This window comes from Acidovorax sp. (assembly GCF_046339755.1).
Classification (GTDB): Bacteria; Pseudomonadota; Gammaproteobacteria; order Burkholderiales; family Burkholderiaceae_C; genus Acidovorax.
This window is the reverse complement of record NZ_JBKDTZ010000323.1, coordinates 1-20095: the sequence shown is the minus strand read 5'-3', so window position 1 is coordinate 20095 and position 20095 is coordinate 1. Positions and strand designations below refer to the sequence as shown.

21 protein-coding genes are annotated in these 20095 nt (G+C 59.2%); 14 read left to right on the top strand and 7 right to left on the bottom strand.

The genetic code is table 11. From position 1 onward, the window contains the following. Positions 1 to 14: 14 nt before the first annotated feature. Positions 15 to 521: a hypothetical protein gene (locus ACK59X_RS28475; RefSeq protein ID WP_409961881.1), complete on the top strand. Its 507-nt coding sequence runs from the start codon at positions 15 to 17 to the stop codon at positions 519 to 521. A 13-nt stretch (positions 522 to 534) separates the two neighbouring features. On the opposite strand, the gene ACK59X_RS28470 is transcribed toward ACK59X_RS28475, so the two are convergent. From ACK59X_RS28470 to ACK59X_RS28455, 4 genes are read right to left on the bottom strand one after another with little or no spacing between them, the layout of a single operon-like run. Continuing rightward, positions 535 to 819: a DUF3325 domain-containing protein gene (locus ACK59X_RS28470; RefSeq protein ID WP_409961880.1), complete on the bottom strand. Its 285-nt coding sequence runs from the start codon at positions 817 to 819 to the stop codon at positions 535 to 537. Beyond that, positions 819 to 2471, bottom strand: a complete 1653-nt coding sequence (locus tag ACK59X_RS28465; RefSeq protein WP_409961879.1) for a PepSY-associated TM helix domain-containing protein — start codon at positions 2469 to 2471, stop codon at positions 819 to 821. The genes ACK59X_RS28470 and ACK59X_RS28465 overlap by 1 nt, the downstream gene beginning before the upstream one ends. Next, positions 2468 to 2773 (bottom strand): DUF3649 domain-containing protein, encoded by a 306-nt coding sequence (locus tag ACK59X_RS28460; protein ID WP_409961878.1) that lies wholly within the window; start codon positions 2771 to 2773, stop codon positions 2468 to 2470. Before ACK59X_RS28460 ends, ACK59X_RS28465 begins: the two co-directional genes overlap by 4 nt. A 26-nt stretch (positions 2774 to 2799) precedes the next feature. Beyond that, positions 2800 to 4971, bottom strand: coding sequence for a TonB-dependent receptor (locus tag ACK59X_RS28455; RefSeq protein ID WP_409961877.1), 2172 nt, complete (start codon positions 4969 to 4971; stop codon positions 2800 to 2802). Positions 4972 to 5472: 501 nt separating this feature from the next. On the opposite strand from ACK59X_RS28455, the gene ACK59X_RS28450 reads away from it, so the two are divergent. Continuing rightward, the gene (locus ACK59X_RS28450) at positions 5473 to 5997 is read left to right on the top strand and encodes a DUF3016 domain-containing protein (protein ID WP_409961876.1); all 525 of its coding nucleotides are present in this window, start codon (positions 5473 to 5475) and stop codon (positions 5995 to 5997) included. Positions 5998 to 6355: 358 nt separating this feature from the next. Here the strand turns inward: ACK59X_RS28450 and ACK59X_RS28445 are convergent, their stop codons facing one another. After that, positions 6356 to 6940, bottom strand: coding sequence for a helix-turn-helix domain-containing protein (locus tag ACK59X_RS28445; protein ID WP_409961875.1), 585 nt, complete (start codon positions 6938 to 6940; stop codon positions 6356 to 6358). A gap of 278 nt (positions 6941 to 7218) precedes the next feature. Here ACK59X_RS28445 and ACK59X_RS28440 point away from each other — a divergent pair, with 278 nt between their 5' ends. Both ACK59X_RS28440 and ACK59X_RS28435 read left to right on the top strand, forming a co-directional pair. Then, the gene (locus ACK59X_RS28440; RefSeq protein WP_409961874.1) at positions 7219 to 7671 is read left to right on the top strand and encodes a DUF3703 domain-containing protein; all 453 of its coding nucleotides are present in this window, start codon (positions 7219 to 7221) and stop codon (positions 7669 to 7671) included. Positions 7672 to 7838: 167 nt separating this feature from the next. Further along, complete coding sequence (locus ACK59X_RS28435) at positions 7839 to 8972, top strand: hypothetical protein (RefSeq protein ID WP_409961873.1); 1134 nt, start codon at positions 7839 to 7841, stop codon at positions 8970 to 8972. 222 nt (positions 8973 to 9194) lie between these two features. Here the strand turns inward: ACK59X_RS28435 and ACK59X_RS28430 are convergent, their stop codons facing one another. Continuing rightward, complete coding sequence (locus ACK59X_RS28430) at positions 9195 to 9428, bottom strand: hypothetical protein (RefSeq protein WP_409961872.1); 234 nt, start codon at positions 9426 to 9428, stop codon at positions 9195 to 9197. A 138-nt stretch (positions 9429 to 9566) separates the two neighbouring features. Between ACK59X_RS28430 and ACK59X_RS28425 the strand changes: the two genes are divergently transcribed. The 8 genes from ACK59X_RS28425 to ACK59X_RS28390 all read left to right on the top strand — a co-directional run bounded on the left by ACK59X_RS28425 (position 9567) and on the right by ACK59X_RS28390 (position 17229). Next, the gene (locus ACK59X_RS28425) at positions 9567 to 10010 is read left to right on the top strand and encodes a hypothetical protein (protein ID WP_409961871.1); all 444 of its coding nucleotides are present in this window, start codon (positions 9567 to 9569) and stop codon (positions 10008 to 10010) included. Between the two features lie 125 nt (positions 10011 to 10135). Next, positions 10136 to 10924 carry a DUF1266 domain-containing protein gene (locus tag ACK59X_RS28420; RefSeq protein ID WP_409961870.1) on the top strand — a complete coding sequence of 263 codons (789 nt, stop codon included), beginning with the start codon at positions 10136 to 10138 and terminating at the stop codon, positions 10922 to 10924. A 57-nt stretch (positions 10925 to 10981) separates the two neighbouring features. After that, positions 10982 to 11785, top strand: coding sequence for a formylglycine-generating enzyme family protein (locus ACK59X_RS28415; RefSeq protein WP_409961869.1), 804 nt, complete (start codon positions 10982 to 10984; stop codon positions 11783 to 11785). A gap of 37 nt (positions 11786 to 11822) precedes the next feature. Further along, positions 11823 to 12707 carry a formylglycine-generating enzyme family protein gene (locus ACK59X_RS28410; RefSeq protein ID WP_409961868.1) on the top strand — a complete coding sequence of 295 codons (885 nt, stop codon included), beginning with the start codon at positions 11823 to 11825 and terminating at the stop codon, positions 12705 to 12707. Positions 12708 to 13007: 300 nt separating this feature from the next. Beyond that, complete coding sequence (locus ACK59X_RS28405; RefSeq protein WP_409961867.1) at positions 13008 to 13616, top strand: hypothetical protein; 609 nt, start codon at positions 13008 to 13010, stop codon at positions 13614 to 13616. 48 nt (positions 13617 to 13664) lie between these two features. Then, on the top strand, positions 13665 to 15005 hold the full coding sequence (locus ACK59X_RS28400; RefSeq protein WP_409961866.1) for a hypothetical protein: 1341 nt from the start codon (positions 13665 to 13667) through the stop codon (positions 15003 to 15005). A 356-nt stretch (positions 15006 to 15361) separates the two neighbouring features. Beyond that, complete coding sequence (locus tag ACK59X_RS28395) at positions 15362 to 16000, top strand: MBL fold metallo-hydrolase (protein ID WP_409961865.1); 639 nt, start codon at positions 15362 to 15364, stop codon at positions 15998 to 16000. Positions 16001 to 16143: 143 nt separating this feature from the next. Further along, entirely contained in the window at positions 16144 to 17229 is a 1086-nt protein-coding gene (locus ACK59X_RS28390) for a GGDEF domain-containing protein (RefSeq protein ID WP_409961864.1), read from the top strand. On the opposite strand, the gene ACK59X_RS28385 is transcribed toward ACK59X_RS28390, so the two are convergent. Further along, positions 17226 to 18068 carry a M48 family metallopeptidase gene (locus ACK59X_RS28385; protein ID WP_409961863.1) on the bottom strand — a complete coding sequence of 281 codons (843 nt, stop codon included), beginning with the start codon at positions 18066 to 18068 and terminating at the stop codon, positions 17226 to 17228. The genes ACK59X_RS28390 and ACK59X_RS28385 overlap by 4 nt on opposite strands. Positions 18069 to 18105: 37 nt before the next feature. Between ACK59X_RS28385 and ACK59X_RS28380 the strand changes: the two genes are divergently transcribed. Together ACK59X_RS28380 and ACK59X_RS28375 are read left to right on the top strand one after the other, a co-directional pair. Beyond that, a complete protein-coding gene (locus ACK59X_RS28380) occupies positions 18106 to 19470 on the top strand; it encodes an AmpG family muropeptide MFS transporter (protein ID WP_409961862.1) in 1365 nt (454 codons plus the stop codon). 133 nt (positions 19471 to 19603) lie between these two features. Beyond that, positions 19604 to 20095 (top strand): response regulator (locus ACK59X_RS28375; RefSeq protein WP_409961861.1); only part of this gene is annotated, 492 nt, incomplete at its 3' end.

Sequence of the window (20095 nt, the reverse complement as noted above, 5' to 3'; positions counted from 1 at the left end):
AAGGCTTTCCTCCCATGCCTAACCCACTCTCCGCCCTCGGCATCGCCCACACCGCCATCAGCCTCGTGCCGCTGGGCGCGGCCATCTACAGCTTCGCGCGCTACCGTGCCATAGAACCGGGAACAAGCGCCGGCCGTGTGTACCTGATAGGCCTGGTGCTGTCGGTGCTCACGGCGTTCGGCCTGTCGAGCACAGGCGGCTTCAATGCCGGGCATGCGCTGGGCATCCTGGCGCTGCTCGCGGTGTCCGGCGCCTGGCTGGCACCGAAGCTGCCGTTTCTGGGGCGGGCCAGCGCCTACCTGGCCACGTTGGGATGGTCGTTCAGCGTCTTCCTGTTGCTGGTGCCTGGCATCAACGAAACGCTGACACGCCTACCACCCGCACAGCCCCTGGCATCGGGACCGGATTCGCCGCTCGTGCGCGGCGCGCTGCTGGCCTGGTTGGGGATCTTTGCCGTCGGCTATGCCGCCCAGGTGCTCCTGTTGCGCGCCCGCCGGCGTGCACTGGCGGATCGCCGCTGAACCGGAGAAAGGCTCAGCGGCGGCCGCGCGTGCGGCTGTGCACGATCAGGGCACCCAGCACGATACCGGCCGCCAGGCTGGTGTGGCCGCTGTAGCTCACGAGGCCCATTCCCCAGCCCTGGGCCTGCACGATGATGGCCAGCGCCAGAAACAACGCGCCCCAGCCCAGCAGGCGCCACAGCCAGGTGGCGCGCGGCGCCAACGGCTGGCCGAAGAGCTCGTCCTGCTGGCGTTCGGTGCCCAGCGCCAATGCCGCGAAGGCGACCAGGCAGACCAGGAAGGTGGCTGCGTGGTGCATCAGACACCCTCCTTGGCCATGGCCGCGCCAGCCGGCACCACGGGGGCCGAGGGCGCGCGCGCCACCCGGCGCTTGGGTCCCTGGTGGCGCGCGGTACGCACGGCCAGCCAGACATGCAGCCCGGACAGCACCCAGAGCATCAGCTCGAAGCCCACGAACACCCAGTCACCCTGGGCCAGGCTGCGCCACAGCGGACGGTCGGTGGTCAGCGCACTAAGCACGGGCAGCAGGGCCAGGGCGGCAGCCCCGACCCAGAACTGCTCGATCCACGCGCGGCGCGAGGGCCGCAGCATGGCGTGCGCCAACGTCAGCGCCCAGAGGATGAAGAACACATGCACCTCCCAGGCGGTGCGCTCGGCCATGCCCTGCGGCAGCAGCCGGTTGCCCCAGAGGAAGCCCGCCATGGCGATGGACAGCCCGGCGATGCTGGCGATGTTGAGCTTTTCCACCAGCCGGAAGCCGAAGTGCGGCCGCGCCGGGTCACCGAGCTTCTGGCGGCGCTTGACGGTCCACATCACCAGGCCGGTGCCCACCATGGCCGTGCCGGCCCGGCTCACGATGAAGTACAGCCAGCGCATGGGCAGATCGGAAAAGCGACCCAGGTGCAGCGAATACAGCACGCCACGGGTTTCGGCTGCAGGGCCCACGCTTTCCTTGACTTCCAGGAGCTTGCCGCTCACGCCGTCGAACAGCATGTACTGCGGGCTCATGGTCACGCGACCGGCCTCGCCGCGCGTCACGCTCACGCGCGCCGCGGCATCGCCCGCGTTGGTGGCGGTTACGCGGCCCACATTGCCCTCCCCCCAGCGCGCCTGGGCCTGGCGCACCATGTCGTCCACCGGCGCCAGCGGCGCGGCCTGGCCCGTGGGCTTGCCGGGCTGGATGAAGGTGTTGAGCTGGGCCGTGAGTTCCTGGCGCTGCGCTGGCGTCTTGTACGCCGTCTGTTCGCCGAACGGCATGTACAGCGCCATCAGCGTGATCAGGCCGGTGTAGGTGATCATGAAGTGGAATGGCAGCCCGAACACCGAGAGCGCGTTGTGCGCATCGAGCCACGAGCGCTGGCCCTTGCCCCAGCGGAAGGTGAAGAAGTCGGTGAAGATCTTCTTGTGCGTGATGACCCCGCTCACGATGGCCACCAGCATGAACATGGCGCAAAAGCCCGCCAGCCAACGGCCCCACAGCACGGGCATGTAGTGGAATTGGAAGTGGAAGCGGTAGAAGAACTCGCCGCCCACGGTCTCGCGCGAGGCCACCTTGTCGCCGGTCAGCGGGTCGAAATTGGCGCTGCCGAAACTGCGGCCGTTCGGGCCGGCCGTCTGGCCGCGCGGCAGGCGCCAGAAGCTGTCCATGGTGGTGTAGCGCTCGTCGGGCAGGCGCATGCTCCACTGCGGCGCGTTCGGCGCCAGTTCCTGCAGCTTGCCCGCGATGCGCTGGGCAGCCTCGGCCGCATCGGGCACCACGGAGCGGTGCGGCATCTCGGGCCGCATCCACTGCGAGATCTCGTCCTTGAAGTAGCTCACGGTGCCCGTGAGGAACATCGCATACAGGAACCAGCCGCACAGCAGGCCGGCCCAGGTGTGCAGGTCCGACATGGTCTGGCGGATGCCCGGGGCCTTGGGTTCGTCCACCGGGGATGTGTCCTTGATCGTCATTGGGAAGCTCCTGCAGAGGACGACCATACGCTCCAGGCCGCCAGCAGCAGCGGCAGCGCCGCCACCAGCAGCCCGGCCCAGGCGCGCCAGGCGCTGCGCACGGCGAACACCCAGATCACCGCGCAGGTGTAGATCGCGAAGCTGGCCAGCATGCCGGTGATCACGGCCTGCGGCCGGGTCATGGGCAGGGCCAGCACCGCCACGCTGAACAGTGCCGCCAGCGCATAGCCGCCGCCGATGGCGGCGATGGTGCGCGACAGCACAGGCCCGGCCCGCCAGACACCACGCAACACAGACATCATGGCCGTACTCCGCTCACATCCATGCCTCAGAAGTCCACCGCGGCCGACAGCATCAGCGTGCGCGGTGCGCCCACGGTCACGTAGTTGCTGATGACCCAGTAATTCTTGTCGGACACGTTCTCCAGGTTGGCGCGCAGCACCACTGGCTTGCCGGCCACCTTGGTGGCGTAGCGGGCACCGATGTCCAGGCGCGTCCAGGCCGGCACGCGCAGGCGGTTGGTGGCGTCGGCATACATGCCGGAGGTGTTGATCACGCGGCCGTTCACGCTCAGGCCCTGCACGGGCGTGTCCCAGTCCAGGCCCAGGTTGAAGGTGCGGTCCGGCACGCCGGCCGCATCGTTGCCCTGGTTCACGCCACCGGCGGTGCGTGTGAGCTTGGCGTTGTTGAACGAGGCGCTGGCCATGGCGCGCAGGCCGCGCTGCACCTCGCCGTAGACCGTCAGCTCGAAGCCGCGGTTGCGCTGCTCGCCGCCAAAGCTGTAGCGGTTGGTGGCCGGGTCCGTCAGGGCGCTCGGGCGCTTGATCTGGTAGATCGCGGCCTGGGTGGTCAGCTGGCCCCAGTCCACCTTCACGCCGATTTCGTTCTGCTTCGATTTTTGCGGTGCGAAGGTCTCGCCCGCATTGGCCGTGCCGGGACCGGCCGTGCCGCCACGGGTCAGGCCGGCGGTGTAGTTGGTGTAGACCGAGATGTTCTTCGTCGGCTTGAACACCAGGCCGGCCAGCGGCGTCACGGCGCTGGCCTTGTAGTAGCTGGTCGCCGCGCCGGTGGTCACGTTGAACCCGCTTTGCTCGATGGTCTGGTCGCGCACGCCCACGGTCAGCAGGTAGCGGCCGTTGTCGAAGGACATGGTGTCCGCCAGCGCCACGCTGTGCTGCGTGAGCTCGGTGCTCTTGCCCGGGTTGCCGCGCGGGAAGTTGATGGTCGGCAGCGGTGCCGGGTTGTAGATGTTGGACGGGGCGTAGGCGGTGGTCAGCTGGTAGAAGTAGCCGATCTCCTGGTCCAGGTAGTTCGTGGCCAGGGCCACGGTGTGGCCAATGCCACCGGTCTGGAACTTGGTGCGCAGGCCCGCATCGGCCGACGAGGTCTTGTTGTAGGCGTCGTAGTAGCCGTTGGCCACCGTGAAGTTGCCCAGCCCGTCGACGCGCAGCCCGGCGGTCGGGAAGTGCTGCTCGTTGGTGTTGTGGGTGTAGCCCACGCCACCGTACACGGTGGTGCTGTCGTTGATGTCGTATTCCAGGCGCGACATCACGGTGCGCATGTCGTCCGTCAGGTTGGCACCGGGGTAGATGCTGGTGCGGTTGTCCGGCGCGGCGGGCATCTGCGTGACGCCGGCGCGGAAGGCAGTCTGGGGGCGGAACTGCTTGGTTTCGCCCTCGGTGGCGAATGCGTCCAGCGACCAGCGCAGGCGGCCGCCGGCGTAGTCCAGCCCCAGCGCAGCCACGTCGGCACGCTGGCGGCCGCCATCCACATTGCCTTCACCGTTGCGCACCAGCGCATTGGCACGCACGCCCCACTGGTTGTCTTCGCCGAAGCGGCGGCCCACATCCACGTGGGCACCGAACTGGGCCTTGCCCATGTAGGTGGTGGTCAGCCGCGTGATCGGCGTATCGGCCGCGCGCTTGGTCACCAGGTTGATGCTGCCGCCCACGCTGCCGCTGGGGCCCACACCATTGGTCAGGGCGCCTGGGCCCTTGAGCACTTCCACGCGCTCGATCATTTCGAGCGGGATGCGGGTCGAGGGGCTCAGGCCGAACAGTCCGTTCAAGCTCACGTCGGTGTTGGACACCGTGAGGCCACGCACCTGGAAGTCATCGCCGTAGCCGCCGCGCGCCTGCAGCGAGCGCACGGAGGCGTCGTTCATCACCACGTCGGCCACCGTCAGGGCCTGCTGGTTCTGGATCAGCTCGTTGGTGTAGTTGGTGGTGCTGAACGGCACGTTCATCTGATCGGTGCGGCCCAGGATGCCCAGGTCACCGCCGCGCGCGAACTGACCGCCGTGGTAGGTCTTTTGCAGGCCGCCGATGGCCTCGGCCTGCTCGCGCACCTTGACCTCGTCCAGCGTGGGGCCCGAGGTGCTGGTCTGCGCAGCCACGCCCACAGCAGCGACGGCCAGGCCGGCGCCCAGGCATTGGCGCACGAGCAGGGCCAGGGGGTTGGGGGCGAAGCGCTGAGACGCACGGGATGTCGAGGATTGCATGGTGTGGGCCGAAATCAGGGAAGCAGGAAAAAGACGAACGAAAACCCGGCCGTGGCGGGGTCGGTTTCATGGTGGGAAGTCGTACAACCAGGGGGCACCGCAAGGGGCAGCCGGTCCATTCTCCGAGACAAATCAGAACGACAACTATTCGCATTTTAATTTAGCAGTCTCCGTACGGCTAGGCTTCCCCTCTGTAAAGCCCGCCCGCGGCTTGCCGCCAAACTGCAGGGAAAACCCGAAAGCACCGCAACGCGCCTCTGGTTGCTACAAAATTCGCAGCAAAGTAGTTATCAAAATGTTGCATCAGTGCAACAAAAACGGGGAATTCAAGGCATGCGATGTCGCCCGAAGCCCCTCCAGTGCCCGCTGTCATGCCGTGGCGCCCCGGGTCGTCCTGCCAGTGATCGGAGGACCGGCGGCCGCCGCCGCCGCACCCTATTTCCCCGCGGTGAACCCGGGCCACCATCCACCGTCATACTCCGCACGATGGAGGAACACACCATGCCGCTGCCGCACCGACAACCACGCCCTTTCCACCAACTGATGGTGGCCGCCAGCCTCATCACCGCCACAGGCACCGCCGCCTTCGCGGGCACCGCCAGCGTCGCCTTCATCGCGCCGGAAAAGTACACCGACGCCAGCTACGCCCATCCCGTGGCCAACGAATCCGACCGCGCCCAGGTGCTGCGCGACCTGGAGCAGCACCTGCAGCGCCTGGCCACGCGGGGCCTGGCACCCACCGACACCCTCAAGGTCGAGGTGCTGGACATCGACCTGGCCGGCCACTTCCCGCCCCTGGGCGCCAGCGGCTCCGACGTCCGCGTGGTCACCGACATCACCGGGCCGCGCATCAAGCTGCGCTACAGCCTGGCGCGCGATGGCAGCGCCCCGGTTTCCGGCGGCGAAGAGGTGCTCAGCGACCTGAACTTCATGGTGCCGAGCAACCGCTATTCGAGTGGAGACCGGCTGCGCTATGAAAAGGCGCTGCTGGATCGGTGGTTCGAGAAGCGGTTTGGCAAGCTGTAGCCGCCAAGGCGCGCGCGGCAGGTACTGGCCAAGACACGCCCCAATGTCGACCAAAGAAATCCTGTTTGTTGCTAACAAAGAACGGCGAGATGCTCTCGGCACGAAGCGGGGTCTGGCTGGACGCCAGATTTTGCACGTACATCAAAGAATGGCCATTTCGGGCAAACATTGGTGCTTGCTAACAGAGCGTGGCTATCACTTTCTGTTCGGTCGCGAGAGTGCACCCTGTGCGTATTCCAATTGATCTGGTCAGTAGGTCCAGCGTCGTGACCAGCCAGTCCAGTGATCAGTTTGCGTTTCTTGTTGCGATCCCCCAGCAGAGTTCTGCAGCCTGCTGCATCGGTATGCGCTGGTATGTTTAAGAAGACAGAAATCCCTTCAAGTCAGGCCCTGCCGACTTGGACAATCGAATCCTCACACGCTGAAGTCCTCGTGGCGCGATGCCGAAGCTGGCCGCAAAGCTGCGGCTCAGATGAGCGCTGTCAGAAAAACCCGACGCATATGCAGCCGCAGTCAGAGTGGCGCCCTCGGCGAGACACCTAAGGGCTTTTTGAAGTCTGAGCCACCGTACATAGGGTCGAAAAGGCAAGCCATGCACCTGCGTGAACCAGTGCAGGAAGCGCCCCTCCGACAATCCGAGTACCTGCGCAGCATCGCACGCACGTAGTGGTTGGTCCAGCTTTGAGCTGAGCCATTCGGCCAGTGCTTGTTCGCGTGTTCCTGCCGAAAGTGGATCGTTGGTACCGCCGCCTTTTGCGTGAATCCATTGCTGCAGGCGAGCTTCCAGTTGCTGCACTTGAAGCGGAGCCAACTCGCAGGCGTTGCCGCCGGAAATCCCACGCCAGCCTCGCGCAATCGGCATCGCTGGATCAAGGAACAGCAGCCGAACAGGTTCGGCAGATTGCAGGAAGTGGGATGCACCAGCGTCCACAACATGGCCCATGCCACGCACCTTGTAGTCTCCTGCGCCCAACTCAAATGCGGTGGAGGGGGACCAAGCAATCTGAATCAGATGATGGCTGTGTGACCTGTTTTGTTGAACAGGCCCTATGTACGTACCCCACCCACGGCCAATGCACAGGAAGGGCACTCCGGCTTGCTCTGAGCCGTTGGAGTTGTCGCCAGCATCACGGTGGTGTATGACCCTGCCCTCTGGATCAAGGGCCGAAGTAGCCGGTTTGTTCAAGACGCGAGCGGGTTGCACTGATTCAATCCTTCCTCATGACTGACATTCATCATGCCCCAGCAGTGCCCAGGTTCAGGTCAGCACGGCTGGCCTATCGGCATGAAATAGCAATGATGAAATCCGCCTTGCTGGCCTTCGATGAGAAGGCTGCTTTGCGGCATGTGGTGCGCGCCCACATCCTGGGCCAACGTTACCTCATCCCCCATTTGACCAGCCATGTTTGGATGATGCGCATGGCATGGAAGCGGGGGGACACAGTCGATGCAATGGGCCAACTTCGACGGCTCCTATTCACCTTCCCCGCATGGCTCATAGGCTGGGTTCCGGTCGGCAATCCGGGACTGACCAGTGTGAGCCCGCTTCGTCCGAAACCCATGTCGCAAGACTTGGCGGTTTACTTTGTGAACGACAGCATCTGGCTACACGTGCTTCTAAGGCTCGGACTGCTGGCCCTCGCCGCGCTTGTGGCCTTCGCCTCCACTCTTTAGCAGGCCGCGCGCCTGCCGTCCACATCGGCTTTGACTGCCCTTATGTCAAAAAGCCAAGACCTGGTGTGTATTTTGCATAGAGTATTTGAACACTTCATCGTAACATGTCGGATTACTCCCTAGCATGCACGAGCTATTAACAACACCCGTATATCTCGCAGTGTGCTATGAAGATCTATAAGCTCGTTATTTTTAACTCCAGCCGCAGCAAAGCCGCCTTTTGGGATACCCCGATTAGCTTTGATAGAATTGCCGACGTTATCGAGCGCCTTCAGAAGCAGGAGAGTGGCGCAAGCCCTGTAATCAACCGATTTTTTGAACGACTTGAACAAGTCGAAGCCACTGGCGTGCGTTTCATATGCGGAAATTCTAAACTCGGTATGGAATCCGTGAAGTTTTCTGCCGAAAGCGTGGACGATTTCAGTTTGTACAAAATTTTATTGCCGTTGGTGCGGCAGCTTGGATTGACGCTTGTTCACCCCGGTGAGAACTGGATGGTTCAGCATGATCGCATTGTGGGTTGCCGCATATTCCCGGCCTCTATGCGAAGCACCTTAGAGGCCTACGACCCTGAGCATGGGGCGTCACTTACAGACAAGGCTGTGATCAGGGAATTTGTTTCAAGTGGTTTGGAAAACCTGTTGGCACCCTTGGGGTTCGCACTTAAGAAATCTGAGGAACACAAGGTCTCATTTGAACGTATTAGTTCCCAAGCACATTTCCAGTGCGCATTCAATTTCGCAGGGCGCTCACATTCTCAGCGGTTTTCGCTTGTGTTCCGTGTCAGATTAAAAAACACCATGGAATACCATTCGTTGGTGTTCCAGAGACACTCCCCCGAAATTTCAAAGGCTGAGGTATCGCTGTCTCTCGGTCTTAAATCGCTCAGATGGCACGTTGAACCTGCTTGGCATGCAGAGTCTTTCGAGGCATTGGAGTCGTGCCGCAATATTGAAGAGGCCCATTGGATGCTCAATGACTTTGAACGATTGATTATTCCCATCATCAATCAATGTGCGAATTTGCGTGGTTTGTATGACCTGTACTGTGATCCAGACATTGCCAGCCGATGCTACGAAAGTCTGCATGTTCAAACCACCTCTGCCTACAGGGCAATGCAAATCGCTTGGCAACTGGGACCAGAGGAGTTGGAACATGCGGCTGAGCTGGTGCGTGAGCGGTCTCGAAACGAAGAACCCCATCCAAGGTTCAAGTTCCAGGACATTGATAGAGAAATTCATCGCATAAAAAAATATCTCACCCCTACAGGCGACCCAGATTTTTTTATCTGCCAAGAATGATCTACATAGCAATCGCGACCCGTGAACTGAAAATATGGAAGAGTTAGCAAATCCTCCTGCCATTTGCACAAAATGCAAATATCACAGAAAACCAGTTGAAGACGCACCAGATTATGAATGCCCTGAATGCGGCGTGATCTATTCAAAATACGTAGCAAAAACGCCCACCAAACCAACGTCAAATTAGGTCAAGAAAAATGATGATTCTTTCCACATTTTTCTTTATAAAATAATTTTTTGCCTTTCCATTGGAATAGCCGCGGAGCCAGCATTTCCAGTTCGATCTCTATTGGGATTGGGCAGGCTCCTTGGGTTTGAAATGGATTTGTTTGGAAGTTTTGTTTTTAGAGTTATCTTGCTTGCGATAATTTTTGGCTTTTTTGTGTTTATAACAGGCTTGCACCAGAAGCTTCCAATAGGCAAGCTGCCTGCGCTGATGCTGGTGGCATCAACCATATGTGTTCTGTATATCAACTACGACAAAAGCTCATATATTTATATAGCGTTCACGAATAAGCTGATAGCAGCTTGGAACCTCATCTCGATAGGATATGTTTTCAAACTTTTGGCCGGACGTCGAACAGGTGGAAAAGCATGAAAAGTTTTTGCTTGGGTTTTTATGTTTTGTTGTTTTATTTCGTGCAGGCAGCATCGAAAGAGCACATGCCATACGGCTCTGAGTTGACATGGATAAATGTCATCATTGCGATAATCATGGTGATTGCTTTTTTTATCACGTCAAATTTAAGTGAAAAAATCCAACCCGAAACAAAAGGCACTCTCATCATTGCCACCGGAGTCGTGTTTAATATTTTGGCGTTCGCATTGAGTTCCACCCCCTCTCTGTCCATGATGGTTTCTGGGGGAGCCACAGAAAAAATAACCACTAGCTTGGTTGTATTGCTGATGTATGTGGCGCCAGTTTTGATTTTTCTGAAAACTATTGGCAATTTGCTGATTGTTATCGGCCTGATCAAATTTCTTGCCACTATTGGACCAGAGCAATCAACTCGTTATTCTAGCCTTGCGCGGGACTAGCGATATAGATCAATGACCTGAAAAATTAATGATCGATCATTTGATGTCTTTTATTGACCTAGAAGACATTAATACTGAAGAAATATAGATTGAGAGCTGAGGTAACTATGGATCGCAGAACCCTTATGACTACGCTTATCGCTGCAGGCGCAGCTTCGGCGCCCCCCTGGGCAAGCGCTCAGCTCAAGGACAAAGAAAATCGCCCTCGCCTGCCGCGTTTGCTGCAAGGAACCACGCAACGCCTGATCCGCGAGAAGGACGATCCGCCACTATTGTGGGCATGGAGTATGAACGCCGTGCTGAACGAAAGAAATGGCGTTAGCAACGATATTTATGCAGGCCGAGAAAAATCACCTCGACTCTATGAGGAATCTAGGGACGTGCTGCGGGAATGGTGGGGTGTCCATAACCGCGTAGACGCCCTCAAAACCATCGATAACCTGAACAACATGAGGATGGGGCAGGCCAGTTTTGAGAAAAACTGGGTTCCGCTGCTTGATAAATCCGAGGCCGAAATACGCAGCTTGGTGGACGATGAACTTTGGGTGTTTGGCCGCATGGTGTTGGATAACCGTGAGTTCTTGCGCGTGCATGGTGTCAAAGGTTGGGATTTGACCCGTGCCCAAGGCGTAATTTCCTTTGCATGGTTGGCAGACTGGATCACGCTGCCGGAGGCTCGCGAGCTGGCTCTCACTGCGGCCCAGCGTGCACAGCAAGAATTCAATGGCTGGAGCAGCCTGGGCTTGAGTTACCTGCTGGGATTTGCCGCGTGGAAACCAGAGGTGCAAGCCATCCGGGAACGGCAAAGCAGTGTGCAAAACCTTGTCCACAGTCCCGACAGCGTTTGGTCGCGCCGCCCATGGCGAACACCTCTGGCCGGCCTCGCCGGTCGAGCATATTTTGAGGTTGCATGAACCGATCATTCGGCTCTGTCATCGGGACGTGAAATTTCTTGAGTTGAAGGGGAACGCATGTTGCGTTTATTGGCTGGTGGAATATTTTTGTTGTTTTTGACAGTCGCTGCGGTCAAATACTCTGGCGGGGAAAAGAAGTTATTTGAGCCGGCGGCAGGAACGATATGGACGGAGGCCACGACCGGGATGCAATTTGTGTGGGTGCCAAGTGGGTGCTTCGACATGGGATCAGAGAAGGGCCGTGATAATGAAAAACCAGTACACAGGGTATGCTTGAAAGGCTTTTACCTCGGAAAATATGAGGTAACACAAGCAGAGTATGAAAAAATCATTGGCAGCAACCCATGTGCTGTGAAATGCAACAATTACCTGGGACCTGATCGAGCGGTAGTCAACCTTTATCGCGAAGATGCCGAAATTTTGGCTGAAAAATTTGGAGCGTTGACTGCGAATCGATTCAGACTGCCAAGTGAATCTGAGTGGGAATATGCTTGTTTGGCAGGTGACCAGCACAAGGAGTATTGCGGCGAAGATCGCTTTCTCAATAATTTGGGCTGGATAGGGGGTTATACATACGGACCAAAGCCTGTTGGCGGTAAAAAACCCAACGCCTGGGGGCTGTTCGACATGATGGGTAATGCCAATGAGTACGTGCAGGATTGTTGGCATGGGAACTACGTCGGCGCACCCAACGATGGGAGCGCCTGGATTGACGGCGGCTACTGCCATGCCCGGATGTTCAGGGGGGGCGCAACTCAGTCGCACGATAGTACCAAGGCCACATTTCGCATGTCCATCGAGAAAGATATGGATCCTGCCATGTTTATGGACATGGGTGTTCGGCTGGTCAAGATGCCTTGAATCAATATAGCCGCCAGTCGATAATATAAGAGTTCAAATGATTAACAATCCACTCCAGGCTCGATACATCACTCGGCTTTATTTTCGAGCATCGCTCATACTCCTTGTGCTTGGTCTTGCAGCTTGCAAACCATCTCGACCAAAACAGCTAAAGCTGCCGGAAGTGACTAACAGCATTGGAGTCACTATGGTCTCTTTGCCCGGAGGCACGTTCATGATGGGGGATGATTCGGAGTCGGCCAAGAAGCCATGGCGATCTTCGATACCGGCACATACAGTTGACGTGCCACCCTTTCAGATGGGCAAGACGGAAGTCACTGTCTCCCAATACAAGAAGTTCCTTTCATCAATAGGACGGGAAGGCGAAAAGAAGCTAAATGACACTGGTTTTTTAAAACATAACAGTGTTAGTGATGATGCTCCGGTACGGTATATTGATGGCCAGGAGATAGACGATTTTATCGAATGGCTCAATCGTGTGGATGGGCCGGGGTATCGCTTGCCTACAGAGTCCGAGTGGGAATACGCCTGCCGGGCAGGCAATCGCACGGATATGTATTGCGGTGGAAATGATATTGATCCGATAGGCTGGCACAGGGAGAACAGCGGACAGAAGATCCAACCCGTTGCGAAGAAAAGGCCCAACGCTTTCGGGCTTTACGACATGTCAGGCAATGCAGAAGAATGGACGGCGGACTGCTGGCACCAAACTTATGAGGGTGCGCCAACTGATGGCAGCGCACGGGAGAAGGGTCCAAAAGATAGTGCACAGGGGAGAGGGCTCAACAGGTGCAAATTCATCGTTGTACGCGGTGGTTCGGTCGAGCAGTGGCGTAACCGCGCAACAGCAACATACCGCGACTCTAGATTCCCTAGAGCGTTGCATTCTGAAACAGGATTTCGCCTCGCGCGAACGAACTGATCGGTTGAGCATTGGAGGCATCTACAGAGGACGCCTAGGATGAATATTGGCCCTTTGCGCGCATTGGCCGAGCGAGACCTGCCGCAAGGTGTGGCGAAGCTCCTCGGGTGGTCCTGCATCACCTGGCTGCGTATCGCCACAGGCTACTCCAGGTACCAGTCCGCGACGCGCAGGCTGAAAAATCATCCTATGCAAGGGAAGATCAAGGATGCTGGAGGTCGTCGCCTCGGAGTGCTTGCAGGCTCCATGTCATTGTGTCAATGTCGGGGTTCGAGCGGCCATTCGAATTCTTGAAAATTTATGACTGATCCCCAAAAAATAGCCAGCCTGAAAAAACTTTATCAAGCAATGGATTCCGCTGAAATTGAATATCGGCTGGCACATGGTGAGCTGAGTCCAATAGCCCGCGAAGTTGCAAAATCGGAGTTGCAGCGTAGGAGTGCTGCTTATGCTAGGGATGTTGATTCCGAGGCGGCTAATATTCCGAATACATCCGGCTCAGGCGTATTATTCCAACTTTCGCTTGCTGCTTTGATTATTTTTCTGGGCTATGCATTCCTGCGGATTGTAATGGGGTGGTCAAACGGCGTTTTCGTTGCTATCTTCGTGGTATTTGTCTTACCCTGTATCGTTGCAATGTTTGGGAAGTCCTTTCCGAGAATTGGCGGCTTAATTGGTGCAGCCATTATTTGTTATGGGGCATATTTCTATTTTTCTACCGAAATTAAAGGAGATCACCTAGAACGCGGGCTGACTCATGTTTTTTTGGTGGTGTACACCATAGGATACGTCATATTGGGTTCTTTTTTCTTGATGGGCGCATTTTTCAAAGGCACTGATGATGAGCTTGAAGATAAATTGAATGAATATGTTGAAGGTATGACTGAGGCTGCTCGGAGATTGCATTAATATTATGCAATTTAATATATTGCTTTTATTGGATTAGATATTTCGCGCATGGCTAGCATTAAACGATTTTTCTTTGTCGCATCCTTGATAATTGGCTCAATTGCTTTCATGCTAGCCAATTTTATTTTCATTGCTACGCCTAGAAACTTAAATGAACTCAAAGTTGTTACTGGGCGTATTAAACACGCATATTACCACCCGGGTAACCCCAGCACTGGCAACCCACTTCGTGGTGCATATAGATCGGGAAGTCCACCGAGCATAAATTTGACGGTTATGGGTTCAGACGTTTTGTTCACATTAATATATGAGCAGGAGCGGCTCAATAAAATAAATAACGCACCCAAGGATTCAATTGTTAAAGTGACCTATCAAGGTAGCGGCTCGGTAGGCAGTGTCTGGGGGTTAGAACTCAACGGAGTTGTAATTGAAAAACCAGAAGATCACTTGAAAGAAGACAAAACCCTTTATATAAGACTGTATTACGCAGCAGGTTTTTTTATTGCCATAGCAATCTTGCTATCAAAACTTACAAAATCACAACCAGAAAATAGATCCGAGCGCAATCATTCAAGATCAGCTGGTGCCTCCAAGAAATTGATGGTTGAAAATGATCCGCAACCGTTTAAGGGTGTCTTGCACATCATAGGGCTTGTTGCTGGCGGATTGTGGGGAGCTATGTTCGTGCGCTGGTATTACCTCTATGTCGTACCAAAGACAGAATTGGGCGCTGGTGGTACGCTGTTTATGCTAGTCACAATATTTCCTCTTATCTTGGGTATAACGCTGGGCTATTTTTTCGTGATGGTTGGAGCTCGTCCAATTCCCTCTGTCGCACGGGTTCTGGCTGTATTTACGCCGTTCTTAATTGCATTTTTTGGCTTTGTGCTGCCCATGCAAATCAACTCTGCAAAATCAAAACAGCATGAAAAAAACGCCTTGGCCATCCGTTCGTCAGCTGCAAATCAGAATACAGTTGCTGGAGGCGCACAACAATTCACGCCTAAGGAACTGAGGGAAATTTTCGCTTTGAAGATGCAAACTCCTCACGCCGCACCAGGTGTAATCCCGTCCATGCTCAGCGTGAGTCCAAGTGGTTCGGGTTTTCTGATTGGAAATAGATCAAATAATCCGATCAAGGTCCAAATCTCCCGTGTGCTGCCTGTAGCCGGCACTTGGGAGCATTGCGACATTGGATTTGAGGACACGCCGGCACCTGCAATATCATGGAGATATAGGGGCGAGATTCTACCCGGGCATGGAAAAATTTATAACTACGAATCTTGCGCAGAGCGGTTTAAAAATGCCAGTATCGAATACGTCGTATTTAATAGCACAGATCAAATTATTTTTAGATCTGAGTCATCTTTTTACCGCAGATATCCTTAGTTGAAAATTTTGCATTGGCCTGACGCGCGAACGAAGGCTCAGAAGTCAGGGGTATTTATGGACGACAGGCGTGGGTGCACGTGGAAATTCGCAGTTATCTAGACTCTAGATTAGCGTCGAGGTAAAATATGCCGGTCTGCCATGGCGGGGAGTCATGACAAGCGACTGGAACGGGTGATCACGTTTCACTGGCGCGGGTGATCAGATCAGAGTGGTGTATGCAGCCCGCGCAAATCAGGAACGATGCTGAATGCACTGAAATGCGTCTGGTGAGGGACTCGCCATTCTTTGTTAACTACCTGGCCACTCTCCGTTAGCAAAAGCCAATCTTTGTTAGCAACAAACAATCCCCACCCATGCTCCACTACCTCACCGTCCCCGTCACCGCTTTCCAGCAGAACAGCTCCATCCTCTGGTGCGACGCCACGCGCAAAGCCACCATCATTGACCCCGGCGGTGACCTCGACATGCTGCTGGCGGAAGTGGAGCGCCTGGGCCTCACGCTCGACCAGATCTGGCTGACCCACGCCCACATCGACCATGCGGGCGGCACGGGCGAACTGGCCGAGCGGCTGTCGCTACCCATCGTGGGGCCGCACCCCGGCGACCAGTTCTGGATCGACGCACTGCCACAACAAAGCGCGATGTTTGGATTTCCGCCCGCCCAGCATTTCACGCCCACGCGCTGGCTGGCCGATGGCGACACGGTGCAGATCGGCAACGAGACGCTGCAGGTGCGCCATTGCCCGGGGCACACGCCCGGCCACGTGGTGTTCCACGCGCCGCAGATCGACAGAGCCTTTGTGGGCGATGTGCTGTTTGCGGGCAGCATCGGCCGCACGGATTTTCCACAGGGCAACCACCAGGACCTGATCGACAGCATTACCGGGCGCCTGTGGCCCATGGGGGACCAGACGGTGTTCATTCCTGGCCACGGGCCGGAAAGCACCTTTGGCCGGGAGCGCAAGAGCAACCCCTACGTGGGTGGCACCTGAGCCCCTCCCCCTTTACGGGTAACGTGGAACTGGGATGCTTTGCCCCGCCTGATCCGGCGATGCGCTGCAGTGCAATTTTCTAAGATGTGACATTCTGTTAACAATCCCGGCTATCGGAGGCGCGCGCCGGGCAGCGTCACGCCATGGCATCCCCCGCAAGCACTGTTTCCACCGCCCATCCCCCCCCCCCCTTTTCCATTCCACAGCGCGGCTCCAGCGAACCCGGCAAGGCCTACTGGGCCATGGCGCAGCGGGTCGCATTGACGGCCGCAGCCATCGACTGCGGCTACATCGTGCTCTTTCTCTGGCTGGGCTCGGTGCCGCTGGCGCTGGTCAACCTGGCCAGCATTGCGATGTACCTGGGCGCCTACCAGCTCATCCAGCGGCGCCGCAACACGGCCGGCATCCTGCTGATCTGGCTGGAGGTGATTGCCCACTCGGCGCTGGGCTCGCTGCTGGTAGGCTGGGACAGCGGCTTCCACTACTACCTGTGGCTGTTCATCCCGGCCATCGTGATCGCCAACTCGGGCCGCTATGCCGCGCCCATGGTGCTGGCCTTGCTGGCCTACTACCTGGGCCTGCGCTTCGCGTGCGACCACTGGGGCGCGCTGGCGCCGCTGGCCGGCAAGGGGCAGCAGATCGTCAACACCCTCCACGTCTGCCTGGTGTTCGGCATGTTCGCGGCGCTGGCCGCGTTCTACCGCCGCACCATCCTGATCGCCGAGAACCGGCTGCTCAAGCAGGCCACGCTCGATGGGCTCACGGGCCTGAACAACCGCGCCCATTTCCACACGCTGGCCGGACACACGCTGGCGCGCATCCCGCGCACGGGCGAACCCGTGGCGCTGATGCTGTGCGACATCGACCATTTCAAGCAGGTCAATGACCGCTACGGCCATGCCATGGGCGACCGGGTGCTGGTGGCGGTGGCCGGCGTGCTCACGCGCAAGCTGCGCGAGAGCGACGTCATCGCGCGCTGGGGCGGCGAGGAGTTCCTGGCGCTGATGCCGGCCAGCCCCCTGGCGTCGGCGATGGAAGTGGCCGAACGCATCCGCGTGGCGATGGAACAGATCGAAATGGACTGCCAGGGCAAGCCGGTGCCGCTGAGCATGTCGTTCGGCGTGGCGCAGGTGACTCATGCCGACGACCTGCAGGCGGCCATTGCGCGGGCCGACCAGGCGCTCTACCAGAGCAAGAATGGCGGCCGCAACCGCGTGACGGCCGGCTAGGACCGGCGCGCCGCCTTGTACAGGCCCTGCACCTTGGGCACATTGGCCTCCAGCTGCTGGATGCGTGCCGGGCCCGAAGGGTGGGTGGACAGGAAGGCCAGGCCGCCCTGCTTGTTGCCCGTGGCATTGCCCATTTTCTTCCACAGGCTCACCGAAGCCTCGGGCTCGTAGCCGCCGCGCGCCGCCAGCTCCAGGCCGACCAGGTCGGCATCGCTCTCGTCCGAGCGGCTGAACTGCAGCGTGAGCAGTTGCCCGCCCAGGCTGGCCGCGGCATTGCCCAGATCGCCCAGGCCCAGCAGCTGCGAGCCCAGGCGCAGGCCGATGTTGGTGGCCTGCGTCTTGGCCAGGCGCTCGCGCGCGTGCTCGCGCAGTGCATGGGCCAGTTCGTGGCCCATGATCATCGCGGCCTCGTCGTCGGTGAGTTTCAACTGGTCGAGGATGCCGGTGTAGAAGGCGATCTTGCCGCCGGGCATGCAGAAGGCATTGATCTGCTTGCTGCCGATCAGGTTCACCTCCCAGCGCCACTGGCTGGCCCGCTCGTTCCAGGGCTTGGTGTGCGGGATCAGGCGCTGCGCGATGGCGCGCAGACGCTGCAGCTGGGGATGACCGTCCGGCGCCAGGGCACGCTGGGAGCGCGCCTGCTCCATCATCTGCTGGTACTGCTGCGCGGCCGAGCGCTCCAGCGTCTCGGCCGGGATCAGCTTGCGCAGGGTCGAGGAGGTGCCCACATCCACCTGGGCGATGGCCGGGGCCATGGCGCCCGCCCCCGCAGCCAGAAGAAACGCGCGGCGCGCCGACCACATCGATGAAGGCGCGGCAATGGGAGAGGGGCAGAGCATGCACATGCAGGAATAATAGACAAAAACCCAGGCACCCATGTCAGACACCTCCCCCACCAGCGGCATTTCCGCGCCCCCCCGCCCTTCCTGGCTGCAGACGCTGCGCATCTACCTGGAACCTGCCAGCCTGCGCATGCTCACGCTCGGCTTCTCGGCCGGCCTGCCGCTGCTGCTGGTGCTGGGCACGCTCTCGTTTCGCCTGCGCGAGGCGGGCATTGATCGCAGCACCATCGGCTACCTGAGCTGGGTGGGCCTGGCCTATGGCTTCAAATGGGTCTGGGCACCGCTGGTGGACCGCATGCCCCTGCCCCTGCTCACGCGCTGGCTGGGCCGGCGGCGCAGCTGGCTGCTGCTGTCCCAGTTGTTGGTGGTGGCGGGCCTCGTGGGCATGGCCATGGCGGACCCGCGCGAGATGCTGGGCCCCATCGTCTGGTGCGCACTGGCCGTGGCCTTCGGCTCGGCCACGCAGGACATTGCGCTCGACGCCTTCCGCATCGAATCGGCCGATGCGCGCTACCAGGCCGCGCTGGCCGCCTCCTACCAGACGGGCTACCGCCTGGCCATGATCTGGGCCGGTGCCGGCGTGCTGTGGATCGCCGCGCGCGCCGAGGTGGCGCCCGCCGTGGGCCAGGCCATGGCCGGCTACCAGAACGGCGCCTGGCAGGCCGCCTACCTGGCGATGGCGGCGTCGATGGCGGTGGGCATCGTCACGGTGCTGTTCTCGCGCGAGCCCGCACAGGTCGTGCTGCCACCGGCCAGGAACGCCGCCGAGTGGATCAAGGGCGCGGTGGTCGAGCCCTTCGCCGATTTCCTTGGCCGCTATGGCTGGCATGCCGCGCTGATCCTGGCGCTGATCGCGGTCTACCGCATCAGCGACGTGGTGATGGGCATCATGGCCAACCCCTTCTATGTGGACATGGGCTACACCAAGGACGAGGTGGCCGCCGTGACCAAGATCTACGGCGTGGTGATGACACTGGTCGGCGCCTTCGTGGGCGGCGTGCTGTCCATGCGCTTCGGTGTCATGCGCATCCTGATGCTGGGCGCCCTGCTCAGCGCGGGCAGCAACCTGCTGTTCGCCTGGCTGGCGGGGCATGGGCACGACGTGACGGCACTGATCGCCGTGGTCTCGGCCGACAACCTGGCCAGCGGCATCGCCTCGGCGGCTTTCATCGCCTACCTGTCGAGCCTGACCAACGTGAGCTACTCCGCCACGCAGTACGCGCTGTTCAGCTCGCTGATGCTGCTGCTGCCCAAGTTCCTCGCCGGGTTTTCGGGCCGCTACGTCGACCTGTTCGGCTACGCCCATTTCTTCACGGCCACCGCGCTGCTGGGCCTGCCCGTGCTGGCCCTGGTCTGGCTGGCCTCCCGCGTGAAGGCGCCGGCAGGCGCACCGCGATAAGCGCGCATTGCTATGCACTGCATAGCAAACAGGCGCTGGCAACGGTTGCGAGGTTTACGGGAGCTTTACAGAGGCTACAACACGGCGTGACGCCTTTGGGCGAGCATAGGGCCGTACCCAATACACTGATTCCATGAGCTCCCAACTGCTGATGATCGAAGACGACGCCCGCCTCGCCGAGATGGTGGGCGAGTACCTGGGCCAGTCCGGCCTGGTGGTGAAACACCGCGCCGACGGCAAGAGCGGCCTGGCCGAGCTGCAGGGGCCCGATGCGGCCGCCCTGCCCGACCTGGTGATCCTGGACCTGATGCTGCCCGACATGGATGGCCTGGAAGTCTGCCGCCGCATCCGTTCGCTGCAGGGCCCGGCCGCCCAGGTACCGGTGCTCATGCTCACGGCCAAGGGCGACCCCATGGACCGCATCATGGGCCTGGAACTCGGTGCCGACGACTACCTCCCCAACCCCTTCGAGCCGCGCGAACTGCTGGCGCGAATCCGCGCCATCCTGCGCCGCCGCACCGATGGCGGCAATGCAACGGCGGCCACGCAGGTCCTGCGTTTTGGCACGCTGGAGATCGACCGCGACGCCCGCACCGTGACCGTGGCGGGCGAGCTGGCCGACCTC

Bases quoted from the DNA above. Each gene is read 5' to 3' on its own strand.
- ACK59X_RS28465 (WP_409961879.1), bottom strand. From the start codon at position 2,471: ATGACGATCAAGGACACATCCCCGGTGGACGAACCCAAGGCCCCGGGC.
- ACK59X_RS28395 (WP_409961865.1), top strand. From the start codon at position 15,362: ATGCTCCACTACCTCACCGTCCCCGTCACCGCTTTCCAGCAGAACAGC.
- ACK59X_RS28460 (WP_409961878.1), bottom strand. From the start codon at position 2,773: ATGATGTCTGTGTTGCGTGGTGTCTGGCGGGCCGGGCCTGTGCTGTCG.
- ACK59X_RS28415 (WP_409961869.1), top strand. From the start codon at position 10,982: ATGTTGCGTTTATTGGCTGGTGGAATATTTTTGTTGTTTTTGACAGTC.
- ACK59X_RS28435 (WP_409961873.1), top strand. From the start codon at position 7,839: ATGAAGATCTATAAGCTCGTTATTTTTAACTCCAGCCGCAGCAAAGCC.
- ACK59X_RS28390 (WP_409961864.1), top strand. From the start codon at position 16,144: ATGGCATCCCCCGCAAGCACTGTTTCCACCGCCCATCCCCCCCCCCCC.
- ACK59X_RS28400 (WP_409961866.1), top strand. From the start codon at position 13,665: ATGGCTAGCATTAAACGATTTTTCTTTGTCGCATCCTTGATAATTGGC.
- ACK59X_RS28450 (WP_409961876.1), top strand. From the start codon at position 5,473: ATGCCGCTGCCGCACCGACAACCACGCCCTTTCCACCAACTGATGGTG.
- ACK59X_RS28405 (WP_409961867.1), top strand. From the start codon at position 13,008: ATGACTGATCCCCAAAAAATAGCCAGCCTGAAAAAACTTTATCAAGCA.
- ACK59X_RS28475 (WP_409961881.1), top strand. From the start codon at position 15: ATGCCTAACCCACTCTCCGCCCTCGGCATCGCCCACACCGCCATCAGC.
- ACK59X_RS28425 (WP_409961871.1), top strand. From the start codon at position 9,567: ATGAAAAGTTTTTGCTTGGGTTTTTATGTTTTGTTGTTTTATTTCGTG.
- ACK59X_RS28455 (WP_409961877.1), bottom strand. From the start codon at position 4,971: ATGCAATCCTCGACATCCCGTGCGTCTCAGCGCTTCGCCCCCAACCCC.
- ACK59X_RS28380 (WP_409961862.1), top strand. From the start codon at position 18,106: ATGTCAGACACCTCCCCCACCAGCGGCATTTCCGCGCCCCCCCGCCCT.
- ACK59X_RS28440 (WP_409961874.1), top strand. From the start codon at position 7,219: ATGACTGACATTCATCATGCCCCAGCAGTGCCCAGGTTCAGGTCAGCA.
- ACK59X_RS28410 (WP_409961868.1), top strand. From the start codon at position 11,823: ATGATTAACAATCCACTCCAGGCTCGATACATCACTCGGCTTTATTTT.
- ACK59X_RS28430 (WP_409961872.1), bottom strand. From the start codon at position 9,428: ATGGTTGATGCCACCAGCATCAGCGCAGGCAGCTTGCCTATTGGAAGC.
- ACK59X_RS28470 (WP_409961880.1), bottom strand. From the start codon at position 819: ATGCACCACGCAGCCACCTTCCTGGTCTGCCTGGTCGCCTTCGCGGCA.
- ACK59X_RS28420 (WP_409961870.1), top strand. From the start codon at position 10,136: ATGACTACGCTTATCGCTGCAGGCGCAGCTTCGGCGCCCCCCTGGGCA.
- ACK59X_RS28445 (WP_409961875.1), bottom strand. From the start codon at position 6,940: ATGGGCCATGTTGTGGACGCTGGTGCATCCCACTTCCTGCAATCTGCC.
- ACK59X_RS28385 (WP_409961863.1), bottom strand. From the start codon at position 18,068: ATGCTCTGCCCCTCTCCCATTGCCGCGCCTTCATCGATGTGGTCGGCG.